The 14,453-nt window shown below is 40.9% G+C and carries 14 protein-coding genes; 8 read left to right on the top strand and 6 right to left on the bottom strand.

The features are described 5' to 3' along the window. Positions 1–166: 166 nt before the first annotated feature. Both E7Z78_RS01980 and glmM (E7Z78_RS01975) read left to right on the top strand, forming a co-directional pair. A complete protein-coding gene (locus tag E7Z78_RS01980) occupies positions 167–1,405 on the top strand; it encodes a 2,3-bisphosphoglycerate-independent phosphoglycerate mutase (RefSeq protein ID WP_303723496.1) in 1,239 nt (412 codons plus the stop codon). A 9-nt stretch (positions 1,406–1,414) separates the two neighbouring features. Then, positions 1,415–2,752: a phosphoglucosamine mutase gene (gene glmM / locus E7Z78_RS01975; protein WP_303723495.1), complete on the top strand. Its 1,338-nt coding sequence runs from the start codon at positions 1,415–1,417 to the stop codon at positions 2,750–2,752. Between the two features lie 88 nt (positions 2,753–2,840). Here the strand turns inward: glmM (E7Z78_RS01975) and E7Z78_RS01970 are convergent, their stop codons facing one another. Both E7Z78_RS01970 and E7Z78_RS01965 read right to left on the bottom strand, forming a co-directional pair. Continuing rightward, positions 2,841–3,560: a DUF4012 domain-containing protein gene (locus tag E7Z78_RS01970; RefSeq protein ID WP_303723494.1), complete on the bottom strand. Its 720-nt coding sequence runs from the start codon at positions 3,558–3,560 to the stop codon at positions 2,841–2,843. Positions 3,561–3,711: 151 nt separating this feature from the next. Next, complete coding sequence (locus tag E7Z78_RS01965) at positions 3,712–3,879, bottom strand: rubredoxin (protein WP_303723493.1); 168 nt, start codon at positions 3,877–3,879, stop codon at positions 3,712–3,714. Between the two features lie 151 nt (positions 3,880–4,030). Between E7Z78_RS01965 and glmU the strand changes: the two genes are divergently transcribed. The 5 genes from glmU to E7Z78_RS01940 are packed head-to-tail and all read left to right on the top strand — an operon-like array spanning position 4,031 to position 8,767. Continuing rightward, positions 4,031–5,317 carry a bifunctional sugar-1-phosphate nucleotidylyltransferase/acetyltransferase gene (gene glmU, locus E7Z78_RS01960; protein WP_303723610.1) on the top strand — a complete coding sequence of 429 codons (1,287 nt, stop codon included), beginning with the start codon at positions 4,031–4,033 and terminating at the stop codon, positions 5,315–5,317. An 8-nt stretch (positions 5,318–5,325) separates the two neighbouring features. Next, positions 5,326–5,808 carry a gamma carbonic anhydrase family protein gene (locus E7Z78_RS01955; RefSeq protein ID WP_303723492.1) on the top strand — a complete coding sequence of 161 codons (483 nt, stop codon included), beginning with the start codon at positions 5,326–5,328 and terminating at the stop codon, positions 5,806–5,808. Between the two features lie 3 nt (positions 5,809–5,811). Next, a complete protein-coding gene (hisC, locus tag E7Z78_RS01950; RefSeq protein WP_303723491.1) occupies positions 5,812–6,912 on the top strand; it encodes a histidinol-phosphate transaminase in 1,101 nt (366 codons plus the stop codon). Next, on the top strand, positions 6,912–7,616 hold the full coding sequence (locus tag E7Z78_RS01945; RefSeq protein WP_303723490.1) for an anaerobic ribonucleoside-triphosphate reductase activating protein: 705 nt from the start codon (positions 6,912–6,914) through the stop codon (positions 7,614–7,616). Before hisC ends, E7Z78_RS01945 begins: the two co-directional genes overlap by 1 nt. A 14-nt stretch (positions 7,617–7,630) precedes the next feature. Further along, positions 7,631–8,767 carry a tetratricopeptide repeat protein gene (locus tag E7Z78_RS01940; protein WP_303723609.1) on the top strand — a complete coding sequence of 379 codons (1,137 nt, stop codon included), beginning with the start codon at positions 7,631–7,633 and terminating at the stop codon, positions 8,765–8,767. Between the two features lie 138 nt (positions 8,768–8,905). Here the strand turns inward: E7Z78_RS01940 and glmM (E7Z78_RS01935) are convergent, their stop codons facing one another. Further along, entirely contained in the window at positions 8,906–10,270 is a 1,365-nt protein-coding gene (glmM, locus tag E7Z78_RS01935) for a phosphoglucosamine mutase (RefSeq protein ID WP_303723489.1), read from the bottom strand. 64 nt (positions 10,271–10,334) lie between these two features. Beyond that, positions 10,335–10,733 (bottom strand): exodeoxyribonuclease VII large subunit, encoded by a 399-nt coding sequence (locus E7Z78_RS01930; RefSeq protein ID WP_303723488.1) that lies wholly within the window; start codon positions 10,731–10,733, stop codon positions 10,335–10,337. 83 nt (positions 10,734–10,816) lie between these two features. On the opposite strand from E7Z78_RS01930, the gene E7Z78_RS01925 reads away from it, so the two are divergent. Beyond that, positions 10,817–11,446: a queuosine precursor transporter gene (locus E7Z78_RS01925; protein WP_303723487.1), complete on the top strand. Its 630-nt coding sequence runs from the start codon at positions 10,817–10,819 to the stop codon at positions 11,444–11,446. On the opposite strand, the gene E7Z78_RS01920 is transcribed toward E7Z78_RS01925, so the two are convergent. Both E7Z78_RS01920 and thiC read right to left on the bottom strand, forming a co-directional pair. Next, positions 11,443–13,101, bottom strand: a complete 1,659-nt coding sequence (locus E7Z78_RS01920; RefSeq protein ID WP_303723486.1) for an ATP-dependent DNA ligase — start codon at positions 13,099–13,101, stop codon at positions 11,443–11,445. The two genes, E7Z78_RS01925 and E7Z78_RS01920, sit on opposite strands and share 4 nt — an antisense overlap. Next, positions 13,101–14,375, bottom strand: coding sequence for a phosphomethylpyrimidine synthase (gene thiC, locus E7Z78_RS01915; RefSeq protein ID WP_303723485.1), 1,275 nt, complete (start codon positions 14,373–14,375; stop codon positions 13,101–13,103). Before thiC ends, E7Z78_RS01920 begins: the two co-directional genes overlap by 1 nt. Positions 14,376–14,453: the final 78 nt, after the last annotated feature.

Genomic DNA, 14,453 nt, shown 5'->3' with positions numbered 1-14,453 from the left:
GATAACTATCAATTTAATCAAGGCATTTTTCAAGTAAATGCAATCAAAATTTTATCCTATTTTTTGATATTGTCCGATCACCAATTTGAAATGCATTTTTAAATAAATTATTTTAACTATTAAAAATAAAAATTATAATAGTATAATTTATTAAAGGTGATATTTTATGAAAGGTCTTATTTTAATCATGGATGGTATGGGCGACCGTCCGATTAAGGAACTGGGAAACAAAACTCCCCTGGAAGCTGCCCACACTCCTAATATGGACAAGATGGCTGAAGAAGGAATAACTGGAATAATGGATTCAATCGCACCGGGAATAATTCCTGGAAGTGACACCGCACACTTGTCAATTTTAGGATACGACCCATATGTGGTATACACAGGAAGAGGGCCGTTTGAGGCAAACGGTGTGGGAGTTGAAGTCCTTCCGGGAGACATCGCATTCAGGTGCAACTTCTCAACAGCTGACGAAAACCTCATCGTCACAGACAGGCGTGCAGGAAGAATCAAGGAAGGAACCAATGAAATTGTTGCGGAATTAAATAAAATGGTTCTTGAAGACTATCCGGACATCAAGATTATATTCAAGGAATCAACCGGACACAGGGCAGTTCTGGTGCTTAGAGGTGAAGGACTGTCTGATAAGGTAAGCGATGCAGACCCTAAAGTTGAAGGAAACAAACCTAAAGAAGTAAAAGCATTGGATGACACTCCTGAAGCTGCAAAAACCGCTGACATCCTAAACAAGCTTGTAGTAAAAACATATGAAATGGTCAAAGACCATCCTGTAAACCTCAAAAGAATTGAGGAAGGTGAACCTCCAGCAAACATCGTGATTCCACGTGGAGCAGGAGAAGTGCCTGTTGTAGAATCATTGAATGAAAAGTATGAAGTCAACTCAGCATGCATTGCCGAAACCGGTTTAATCATGGGTATCGGAAGATTTGCAGGAATGGACATCATTGAAATGGAGGACGTTACCGGTGGTATCGACACCAACCTCGACAACATCCGTGACACAATCATTGACCAAGTCAAAAATTCAGACCATGACTTCTTCCTAGTAAACATTGACGGGGCTGACGAGGCAGGACACGACGGCCAGACAATGGAGAAAAAGGAATTCATCGAAAAGGTCGACAGAGTAGTAATGAGCGAACTCATCAAACTCGAGGACGTCTACATTTACCTGACCGCTGATCATTCCACACCAATCTCTGTAATGAACCACTCCGGAGATCCAGTCCCTGTTCTTATCAGAGGCCCTGAAGTGAGGGTTGATGACGTATGCGAATTCTCAGAAAGAGCATGCGCAAAAGGAGGACTCAACAGAATCAGAGGATCAGATGTAATGAACATCATGATGGACCTAATGAATTATGCTCACAAGTTCGGGGCATAAGGTGATTCTATGGCTGCAAAAAAGCTTTTCGGAACCTCAGGAATCAGGGGAAAGATAGGTTCCGAAGTGACATGTGAATTGGCATTGAATGTGGGAAAATCCCTGGCACATTACCTTGGAAATGAGGGAAGCGTAGTTCTTGGATATGACACAAGAACCACAAACAAGATGCTTGACCAGGCAATTGCCGCAGGACTTCTTGAAAGCGGAGTAGATGTCATTAAGATAGGCATGGTTCCAACACCATTGGTCGGTTACGCAACCGAAAAACTCGATGCCGATGCGGGAATAATGTTGACCGCATCACACAATCCGTCCCAATACAATGGGATAAAGCTATGGAACAAGAACGGTATGGCATACACCTCCAATCAGGAAAAGGAGATTGAAGAGATATATGCAAATAAGGCTTACACATCCGTGACATGGGATAAAGTGGGTAAGTTAAGTGTTAATGAGGAAATCAAAGGCAAATATGTCGACGACCTGGTTGATATGGTTGACATCAAGGAAGGCTTGAAAGTTGTCATTGACTGTGCATCCGGTGCGGGAAGCGAAATATCACCTTTAGTATTTAGAAAAGCGGGATGCGAAGTGACAACCCTGAACTCCCAGCCTGACGGATTTTTCCCAGGACGTAACCCTGAGCCAAATGCTGAAAACCTTCAGACCCTTATGAAAACAGTGGTTGCTGTAGGTGCAGACCTTGGTATTGCCCATGACGGGGACGCAGACAGGATGATTACTGTGGATGAGAAAGGAAACATTTCACCATTCGATTCACTGCTTGCCTTAATATCCAAGGAATTCGATGGAGACATTGTAACAACAGTCGACGCCGGACTGTGCATGGACGAATCCGTAAGTGGAAAAGTGTACAGGACTCCTGTAGGTGACGTCAATGTTGCAGAGGTAATCATCGAGAAGGATGCAAGCTTCGGAGGAGAGCCTTCAGGAACATGGCTACACCCTGACTTCTGCATGTGCCCTGACGGAATACTTTCAGGATTGAGGATGGCAGAACTTGTTTCAAACAAGGGAAAACTGTCAGATCTTCTTGACGAGATACCATCATATCCTAACATACGTGAAAAGATTACATGCTCAAAAGAGGCTAAAATCAAAGTGATGGAAAACATGGAAGACCTCTTGAAAGGTGCCTTTGATGATATCGTTGAGGTAAATTCAGTTGATGGCGTAAGGTTGACATTTGCTGATGACAGTTGGGTGCTTGTAAGGCCATCCGGAACAGAGGATTATGTCAGAATAACCCTTGAATCTCGTGATGAAGCAAGAGCTGAAGAGATTAAGGAAACCTGTGTAAAAATAATAAATGAAAACTTATAGAGGATATTCTAATATCTTCTAAAATCTATTTTTTTTTAAAATAAAAAAAGTTCTTTAAAGAACCGAAATTCTTTAAAGATTGTTTAAATTAACCTAGCGATTCAATTCCCTTTGTAGCCAATAGCTTAGTGAAGGAACCTTCTGGTTGCATTACGATATTTCCTTTAGAGTATTCTTGCAATGCGGCTTGAACCATTGTGGCTTTCTTGTCAGGATCTGCAGCGGCCTGAGCTAATGCTTTAACCAATACCATTACTGCATCTGACCTGGACATTGTTCCAGTAACTGCATCGTTACCGGCATAACCGTTATATGCGTCGTTTTCACGGATAATGTCTGTCGCACTAAGATTTGTTTCAACACCGTCTACTTTTAATGGGCGTATTGAATCAATAATGTTGTCTACTCCTTCGTCATAAACAAGAACTACTGCATCAGGAGTCATATTTGTGTTATACTCTACAATCTCCTTAGCGTATTGCATACCGTCTTCAATTCCATCGTACAGTGAATCGTGAAGGAACATCTTTCCACCTCCAATTGCGCTGGACGCAGGTTGTGTTGGATGTGTCATTCCTCCAGGGTAAATTGGAGTATAATTGGAGAAGCTTCCATTTTCTAAGTGGATCATGAAAGCCATGTCGACTCCACCGTTGGACTGTTCGTATTTATCCGCAGTTAATAATAATATGTCCTTATCTTCCTGTGAAAGGTCAGGACCTGTATTTAATGCGCCATAAATTGAAGCCAATAGTCCCACAAGGATAACTAAAAGAATAGCTATGATTAGTTTTTTTCTTCTGTTCATTTTATTTTCCCACGCTTATTTTTAAAAGTATGTTCATAAATAAAATTACAATATTAGTTTTTTAAATTAAATTATATAAATATTTTTAAGAATTATAAAATTTAATGGAAAAAAAGTAGTGATTAAAAATAAAAAAATTGAAGAAGATTTTCTATTCTTCTTCAGCGATGAATGCATCAATACCTAAAGCAGCGCATTCTGGGCAAACCCAATCTTCTGGCATGTCTGCAGGAGTTGCACCAGCAGGAATGTTGTAAGCAGGGTCACCTTTTTCTGTGTCAAATCTGTATTCGCAGTGTAAACAAACATATATAGTCATTTCATTATCTCCTTAAAATTTTTGCCATTAGCATAGCTAATATAATTTGAGTTTATTCAAACTATTATTTAAAAGTAGTTATTTGATTAGTTAAGTTAATTAATAAGTAAGGAGTTAAACATATAATATTATTAGATATTTATAGGGGATAATAAAAGTGAAAGCGATTATTTTAAGTGCCGGTGAAGGTTCAAGAATGAGGCCGTTAACACTGACAAAGCCTAAAACCATGTTGCCGGTTGCTGGAAAGCCAATCATTCAATATAATATAGAATCATTAAGAGACAATGGCATTAAGGATATATTGCTCATTGTCAGGTATAAAGAGGAAATGGTTCGTGATTACTTTGGAGATGGCCATGATTTTGGTGTTAACATTACCTATAAAACACAAAAGGACTTTTTAGGTACAGCTAATGCCATAAGCTATGGAAAAGACTTTATTAAAGACAGTTTAATCGTCTTGAACGGAGACATCATTCTGGATAATGAAATCATCAATGAAATCATCAAGAAATACAATTACATGAAGCCTGACACATTAATGCTCTTGACAGAAGTGGAAGATCCGTCCGCATTTGGTGTAGTTGAAATAGATGATGGAAACATCAAAAGCATTGTTGAAAAGCCTAAAAAGGAAGAGGCTCCAAGTAATCTTGTCAATGCCGGAATATATGTGTTCAACAAGGACATTTTCGACAAGATTGAAAAGACTGAGATTTCAGAACGTGGAGAATATGAAATCACAGACTCAGTGTCCTTGCAGATAGCAGACGGCAAAAAGGTCATAGGACACAAGACAAACAAGGATTGGATTGATGTTGGTAGGCCTTGGGAGCTTATTGAAGTCAATGAGGAATTAATCGGTCAGCTTAAAACTGATATCAAGGGTCATGTTGAGGATGGAGCCCACATTCACGGTGAAGTCTTCCTCGATGAGGGAAGCATCATCCGTGCAGGGGTCTACATTGAAGGAAACGTGTACATAGGAAAGAACTGTGACATAGGCCCTAACTCATACATTCGTGGCAATTCCTACTTCGGTGACAATGTCCATGTTGGAAATGCCGTTGAAATCAAAAACTCAATCATCATGGAAAACACTAACGTCAGCCACTTGAGTTACGTGGGGGATTCAGTAATAGGGTCCAACTGTAATATTGCAGCAGGAACAAACATTGCAAACCTTCGTTTCGACAACAGGTCAGTCAAGACCAAAATCAAGAATCAGATGATTGACAGCGGAAGGCGTAAGTTCGGTTCCATTATTGGGGATTCCGTAAAGACAGGAATCAATTCAAGCTTTTCACCGGGCGTTAAGGTGGGACACAATTCCACCATCGGTTCAGGGGTTTTGTTGTATGATGATGTACCCTCCGATACTCGCGTATTGGTAAAACAAAATCATATCATTCAAGACAAGAACAAGAAGAAATAGGCGATATTATGGAAAATAAAAAAGACTCTATTGTAATATGCCCAGGCGCACAAGTAATTGGAGATGTTGAATTAGGTGAAAACGTATCAATCTGGCACGGAGCCGTTTTAAGAGGAGATACCGATTCAATAACCATAGGAAACAATTCAAACGTCCAAGACAATTGTGTAGTCCACTGCACTAAAGGTTTTCCCGTTGAAATAGGGGATAACGTGTCTGTCGGACATGGTGCAGTCGTTCACGGATGCAAACTTGACGACAATGTTTTGATAGGAATGAACGCAACAGTCCTAAACGGAGCACACATAGGCAAAAATTCAATTGTGGGTGCCGGTGCTGTTGTAAGCGAGGGAAAGGAATTTCCCGAAAACAGTCTGATTTTAGGAGTTCCTGCAAAACTTATCAAGGAGCTTTCACCCGAACAAGTCGAGATGATTCAGAATAACGCTGATAATTACGTTAAACTTTCCAAACAATACAAGGAAGATTAAATCATGAAAGCAAGACAAATCGTAGAAGAAATGGATTCTTATGTTCCTGGAAAATCTCAGGATGAGATTGCAAGCGACTTCAACCTGAAAAAGGAGGACATCATCAAATTGGGTTCAAACGAAAACCCATGGGGGCCTTCACCAAAGGCAATGAAAGCCATTGAAAATGAGATAAAATCAATAAACAGGTACCCTGAATCACAACTCCATGAACTGGTTGACGAGATGGCAAAATATTCCGGAGTAAAATCCTCCCAGGTGATTATTGGAGGGGACGGTGCCGATGAGGTCATAGATGTGCTTGCAAAGACATTCATTGATGTTGGAGACGAGTTCATCGTGCCATTGCCTTCATACATGTACTATGAATACCTGTTAAAGCAATACGGCGCAAAGCCTGTTTATGCAAGATGGGACCTGGAGGCAAATGAACTGGACGTGCAATCAATATTCGATGCTATAACTCCAAAAACAAAGATGATTTTCCTGTGCAGTCCGAACAACCCAACAGGAACACTGATTGACAAGGATGTTCTCAGAGACATTGCAGGCAAAAACCCAGATGTGCTGGTTGTCATTGACGAGGCTTACTTCGAATACTCAGAAGTCACAAACAAGGACCTTATTGATGAATTTGACAACATATTCATCATCCGTACAATGTCAAAGGTATTGGGACTTGCAGGTATGAGAATTGGTTACGGCCTTGCATGTGATGAGATAATTGAATACATGCACAGAATCAAGCCGGTATTTTCACTTACAAGATTGTCATTTGTGGCTGCATTGAATACGTTCAGGGACACTGAATATATTGAGGAGTCAATCAGAAAGGGAATAGAGTCAAGAGAGTACCTGTATGAGGAAGTCTCAAAAATAGATGGACTGTATGTTTTCCCATCAAAATCAAATTTCATGCTAATCAGAGTTAAGGACACTGGATTTACAGCATCAGAACTTGCATTGGAACTGATGAAGAAAGGAATCATTGTCCGTGACTGCACTTCATTCAAGGGGCTTGATGAGTATTGGATAAGAATAAGCATCTGTACCCTGGAGGAAGATGAAAAATTCATTGAAATATTAAAAGAGGTTTTAAACTAATGTACGTTGGAGGAACAGTAATATCTTCCGTTGAATTTCATGGAAACATGTCATTAGTTATTTTCATGTCCAAATGTCCATTGGCATGCAGGTATTGTCACAATGCGGAATTGCTTGAGGACAATACTGAAAAATCCTTTGAAGAGGTAAAAGAGGAAATAGACTCTTCAGCAGATTTCCTTGATGCCATTGTGGTGTCCGGAGGCGAACCGCTGGTGCAGACCGATGCGGTAATTGAAATATTCAAATATGTTCGTGAAATAGGTCTCAAGACCAAATTGGATACAAGCGGAATCTATCCTGAAAACCTCAAAAGGATACTGGACTTGGGCCTGGTTGACTATGTTTCACTGGATGTGAAAACCACATTCTCAAAGTACAGAAAGATCACCGGTGCTAATGTGGGTTTCCAGGTTAAAAAGTCAATGGATTATATAAATGACGCTGGAGTTCATTTAGAAATAAGAACCACTTACGTTCCAACATTACATACAAAAAAAGACATTATCAACTTAGTCGATGAGATTAAGGCAGAAGTATACACCATTCAACAATTCAGAAACAAAAATGTTCTAGATCCAGCTTTAGAAAAAGTTGAAGTACCAAATCCTCATGATTTGGCAAAACTGGCTAAGGAAATCAAGCCTTACTTTGACGGTGTCGTCAAGGTCAAGTCAGGAGAGTTTGGAGAGCAGATAATTTAAGGAGAGTGTTTGCAATACCAATTTTATCATTTTCAAGTAATGATATTGACGTTATCACTGGTAAGAAGACCAGAACCATACGTAAGGCATGGAAAACTCCACTTAAGGTTGGTGACAGGTTATATTGCTACTGGAATCTTGTTTCCAAGGAGAAAATGAAGATTTTTGAAGCGTTTGTAACTGATGTTGAAACCATTTCATTTTCACAAATCAAGGACAATGATGAATTGGCCCGTCAAGAAGGATTTAAAGACTCCAAGGATATGCTTAGAGAATTTAAGAAAATGTACGGCGGTAGAATTGACCCTGATGAAGAGTTTCATATAATCTATTTTGAAAAGATTGACATTGACGATTGGAAAGGCGACAAGATAGATGAGAAGGCCATGATTACCAAAAGGGCGGACATTCTCTTTGACAGCGGTAAGTTCGACAAGTCAACAATGTGCTATGATGCGGCGCTAAGGCTTGACCCTCATGACGTTTACCTTTTAAACAAGCAGGGAGACAACCTTTCAAGATTGGGCAAGTTCATTGAGGCAATAGATTGTTACGACAAGGCATTGGAGATAGAGCCGGCCAACATTTACATCTTGAACAACAAGGCAATCGCCCTTTTGAATTCAGGAAATATCAATGAGGCATTGAAGGTGAGCAATATCGCTTATAACTATCGTCCAAGCAGTCCGATAGTATTGTATTGGAGAGGATTCATTCTTGAGATGCTTGGAAGGTACGATGATGCACTTAAGGTATATGATAAGCTCATAGTCATTGACGGTGACAATCCTGAAGTGTGGAACTCCAGGGGAAACCTATTGACTGACATGGGCATGCTTGAGGAAGCTATCGAATCATTCGACAAGGCCGTGGAGGTCTGTCTTGACGATTCTGAAATGGATGCAGCGGCAATCAACCGTATGGGCAATGCATATATTGATTTGGGAAAGCTTGATGACGCTTTGGAATGTTTCAACAAGGCCATTTCACTTGAAAAGAATAATATTGACTTTTTATTGAATAAGGGTGTTGTGCTGATGGAATTGGGCAAGTTTGAAGAGGCTGTTGACAGTTTCAACAAGGTGCTTTTGAGAAACCCTGACAATGAGGATGCATTCTTCCTAAAAGAGGAATGTCTAGAATATTTCTAAACTCATGTAGATTGTCATATTCAATTTTATCTATTTTTAATATTGCTTTGATAATTATAAAAAAAGTAGTTGTTAAAGTAATGGTTTGGTTGAAAAATAGCTATTTGGTTGAAGCTATTTTTCATTAAATTCATGTAATTATTTTTTGTATTTTTCGATTAAGCCGATTCCCCAGTCAGTCATCTCATCAGCCTTTTCCTGTGAGTCTGACTCTGCGAAGCATCTGAAAATAGGTTCGGTACCTGAAGGTCTGATGATTACCCAACCGTCCTCTTTCAGGATTTTAACACCATCTGTCAAGTCCAATTCGAAATCGGTTGTGGTTTTAATCTCCTCAGCAATGCTTGACATGACAAATTCCTTCTCATCATCAGGACATTCGATTTTCATCTTGCTTGCGTAATAGACTGGAAGTTCAGCCACAAGTTCGGATAAAGGTTTGGCTTCCTTGGCGACAATCTCGAGGATTTTTGCAACGGTCATCACTGCATCCCTTCCGTAGACGAAATCAGGGAAAATCAATCCTCCGTTTTCCTCTCCACCGAAAAGACCATTTTCATCCTTGAGCTTACGTGCAACAAGAAGGTCTCCAACAGCAGTGGCTATGACTTTACCGTTGTATTCATCTGCCACATCATAAATTGCCTGTGAAGTTGCAACGGTAGTAACGATGGTTCCACCATTATTTTCCTTAAGCATTTGCTTTTCGACAAGTGTGAATGTCTTGTCACCTAAAACAAAGTTTCCATTCTCGTCAATGCAGATTGTTCTGTCGGCGTCACCGTCATGGGCAAGGCCGATATCGGCATTGAGCTCTTTTACCACGCTGATTAGTTCCTGAAGGTTTTCCTCAATAGGTTCTGGATCACGTCCAGGGAAGAATCCGTCAGCCTGTGCGTTTAATGTGGTGACATCACAGCCGAGCTTTTGAATGAGATATGGGGCAGTGTAGCATCCCGCACCTGATCCGCAATCAACAACAACCTTTAAATTGGCGTTCCTGATTGCCTCTGCATCAACCTTGGAGATTGCCTCATCAACGTACTCGTCAATGATCTTGTCGTTAGTATAAACTTGGCCTATTTCGGAGAAATCCGCTCTTTTAGGCTCATCATCAAAGTATAATCTTTCAATTTCAAGTTCCATGTCGTCAGGTATTCCAATACCGTCAGCGTCCAGGAACTTGATACCGTTATATTTTGGAGGATTGTGTGAAGCTGTAATCATGACTCCTCCATCATAATATTTGCGAACTGCATACTGGACACCTGGAGTCGGCAATATTCCTAAATCCACCACGTCACATCCTGAGGACAAGAGTCCTGCCTTGACGGCTTCCATAAGCATTGGAGTGGATGTACGTGTGTCTCCACCAACAGCCACTTTTCCCTGAACCACGCTTCCGTAACATGCTGCAAGTCTTGTTGCAAATTCAGGTGTCAAAACGTCATTGGCTGTTCTTCTAACTCCGAATGTTCCAAATAATCTTTTTTTATTTGACATATTTAAAATTCCTTTAAATTTTATTATAATTAAAATTTGGACTTCAAACAATAAATATATATTGTTATTTAATAATTCTTAAACTGTCTCCATTCGATAGGATAAGCTCCAAATCAGAATTATACTCTGTAATAGTTCCCACAACCTGAACCTTCCGGTTTTTAAAGTCATCAATGTCCATGTTTCGACTTTGGATTTCAGCGACCTGGTTTTCAAAAATAATCAGTGAAATCTGCGCCTCACCGTCATTGACAGTCAGGAAATAACTTGTCTTGGAACTTGACTGTGCCACATCAGTGATTACACCAGTCACCTTGACCTCTTCGTCAATCATTCCACGGTTTATGTCCTTGATAGACACTTCCTTGACCTCTATCGTTGGAGTGAATATTATCAGTCCGATTATTCCGATTAGTGCGGTTACCAATGCGATTCTCAATAGTTTATCATCTGTAATTTCCATGGGTTATAATCGATTTTCATGATTTAAATACTTGTGACAGCTTCATTGCAAAGTTTATTTGAGGTGAAAAACAATATATAATCATGTTTGAAAATTCCACCAAAACAAGTTTGTATGCAACCCTTACAGGCGTTTTCACAGCATGCCTAATAATATCAAATATCATTGCAGGAAAGACTTTTGACTTTTTCTCACTGACACTGCCGTGTGGTGTCATGATATTTCCAGTGATTTATATTGTAAATGATGTTCTTGCTGAATGCTACGGTTATGAAAAGGCCAGAAAAGTAATACTGCTTGGTTTTTTCATGAACCTGATTGCGGTGATATGCTATAATGTGACAATACTTCTTCCAGCACCGGTTTTCTTTGAAAATTCCGAGGCGTTCAGTGTCGTTTTAGGCTCAACCTTAAGGCTTTTGGTTGCAAGCTTCATCGCATACCTTGCGGGATCACTTGTTAATGCTAAGCTGATGGTTTATCTTAAAAAATGGAGAGATGACAAGCTATTTTTCAGGTGTATACTCTCAACACTCTTCGGTGAAGGTTTGGATGCGTTAATATTCATTTTAATTGGGTTTATGGGAACAATGCCTATTGAAGCGCTCTTGGTAATGATTGTGGCTCAGGCACTGTTCAAGACAATATATGAGATAATCGTGTATCCATTGACAAGACTTGTAATAGGTAAAGTCAAGGCTTTACCTAACTAGTTTCCTGTGCGATACATTGAAAGCAGCCTTTCAACGGTATCGGCATCCATTGGACTCTTGTCCTTTCTTATGTTTTTAACGACCGGGAACCTTAGTGAGTATCCGGTTTCATACTCAGGTGATTCGACAATTTCTGAAAATGCAATTTCCAAGACGATTTTCGGTTCAACCTTGATTTCACGTCCTTTTGTTGAAATCTCAAGCTCCTTCATCCTGCCTGTGAGGTATTCAAGTGTTGCATCATCAAGACCGGTTCCAACCAGTGCCACACTCTTGAAATCATCATTTTCATCCCTAAGTGCAAGAAGGTAGGATCCGACAAAGTCTCCTCTTTTTCCGATTCCGTATATTCCTCCAATCACAACCATGTCCAGTGTTTCAGGCTCTGCCTTATACTTAAGCATCTTCTTGCCTCTAAGGCCAGGAATGTATGCTGATGTAGCATCCTTGATCATGATTCCCTCATGACCCTCATTGATGGACCATTCAAAGAGGTCCTGAATCTCATCGACGTTGTCAGCGGTACCGATTTTCAATGTGCTCAGGTTCATCTCATCAACGGAAGTGTCCACAATGCTTTCAAGTGTTTGCCTTCTGGCCTTGAGCGGTTCGTCAATCATAGGAACCTTATAGTACATCACATCAAAAAGATAAACCTTTAATGGAACGTTTTCCATTGCTTCCTCAACGTTATGCTTTCTTCTCACTCTGTGAAGGACATTCTGGAAAGGTAAAGGCTTGCCGTCACGTGTGGCTATGACCTCGCCCTCAACGATGTAGTCCTCATGAGGCAGGTGCTCATTGAAGAGTTCCACTATTTCCGGAAGTGCATGAGTGATGTTCTCGAGCCTGCGTGTGAATATCTTGATTTCATCACCGTTGCGGTGAACCTGCAGTCTGATACCGTCATATTTTGTATCGCATAATGCCTCGCCCATTTCAGGCAAAATCTCATCCAATGGTGGTGCCAGCTGTGCAAGCATAGGCTTTACCGGTGTTCCTGGTGTTAGGTTAAGCTCCGCCAATCCGGCTTCGCCCTGTTCCTTGGCGGTTCTTGCAACCACTGAAAAGTCATTGGTAAGCATCTGTGCCCTTTCGACAACTGCCTTATCGATATTGAATGCCTGCGCTATTGCATCACGCACAACACCGTCACCAACACCAATCCTCAGCTCCTCGGTAATTGTACGGGTCAGGTATTTGGCCTCGGTTGCGCTTGCCTGTGAAAGCAACTCGAGAATCACGGCAATCTTACGGTTTGTGGATCTTGAACCGCTTATCTGTGACAGTTTCCTTAGGCTGTTGAAGACAAAATCGATTGTCAACGGCTGTGAGAAGAAGGTCATCTGGGATTTCTTGGCATATAATTTGATGCATGCAAGTCCAATGTCTCCCTCGTCACGAACGGCATCCTCAACGGCAGCCTGTGTTGTACCGACGGCTTCTGCAACTGCTCTTTCAACCAGTTTTCCGCCAATTCCTATTTCCTCTGAACTCCAAGCGGGAAAAACAACTCCCAAAATCAGAAGTCCCACCTTTTCGATTGTGTCAGAGTCCAAGGTCTTTAGGTAATTCGCAATGATTTCTGTCTTTTCAAGTCTTTTTGTAGTTGCCTCAAGCGCTGAGTAGACATCTACCAATTCCTGATACTTCATTAGAAATCGCCCTTAGCTATTTTAACGGCGCAATACTCTCCGCACATTGCGCACATTTCATCATCGTCAAGTTCACATTTGTCACGGTATTTCCTTGGCTTTGACTTGTCAAGTGCAAGGTCGAACTGTGCTTCCCAATTGAATTCCTTACGGGCACGGGCCATTGCACGTTCACGTTCCCATGCTTGTGGAAGTCCTTTTGCAACGTCTGCAGCTTCTGCAGCAATCTTTGATGCGACAACTCCTTCCTTCACATCCTCTAAGCTAGGAAGTGACAGGTGCTCTGCAGGTGTGACATAACATAGGAAGCTTGCCCCTGCTGTAGCGGCTATTGCTCCTCCGATTGCTCCGGTAATGTGGTCATATCCCGGTGCAAGGTCAGTGACCAACGGTCCGAGAACATAGAATGGTGCTCCGTGACATATTGTCTTTTGAATTTCCATATTTGCCTTGATCTGGTTCAGCGGCATGTGCCCTGGGCCTTCCACCATCACCTGGACATTGGCGTCCTGAGCCCTTTTGACAAGACCGCCCAGATTTACAAGTTCTTGAATTTGAGGGATATCGCTTGCATCCGCCAGACAGCCAGGCCTTAGCCCGTCTCCTAGTGATAGTGTAATGTCGTATTCATATGATAACTCTAAAAGATAATCGTAATTTTCATATAATGGGTTTTCCATTCCGTTATGGTTAATCCATGATGCCATGAATGTTCCTCCACGGCTTACAATTCCCATCATCCTGTTTGCAGCTTTCAGTTTTTCAACAAGGTCCTTTGTGATTCCGCAGTGAAGTGTCATGAAGTCCACACCTTCCTTTGCCTGGTTTTCAATGGCCTTGAGGATGTCGTCAGGGTCCATGTCAATGATTTCATGGTTCTTGTTTAATGTGACGACTCCTGCCTCATAAATTGGCACTGTTCCAATGCACAGGTCGACTGCATCCATGATCTTTTTCCTGAACAGTTTCAAGTCTGAACCTGTTGATAGGTCCATCAGTGCATCAGCACCGTATTCCTGGGCCAGCTTTGCCTTGTTGATTTCCAAATCCAAATCATCAATCTTTGATGATGATCCGATATTCGCATTGACCTTTGTGGTTAATCCTTCGCCTATTCCGCATGGCTTGGAATGGCCGTTAATGTTTTTTGGAATTACAACTTTTCCACTGTCAATCAGTTTAACTAATTTGTTAACGTCTATGTTTTCTTCTTTTGCAACAAACTCCATTTCAGGAGTGATATTGCCTTTTTGAGCTTCGCTTTTTTGAGTCAAATTTATCCCTCACTTGTTGACTAATCAGTTATAATATTAGTTCCTCTTAATATATAGAATTAATTTTTTATATTTTTA

Source organism: Methanobrevibacter thaueri (assembly GCF_015062915.1).
GTDB lineage: Archaea > Methanobacteriota > Methanobacteria > Methanobacteriales > Methanobacteriaceae > Methanocatella > Methanocatella thaueri_B.
This window is presented reverse-complemented; position numbering and strand designations above follow the sequence as displayed.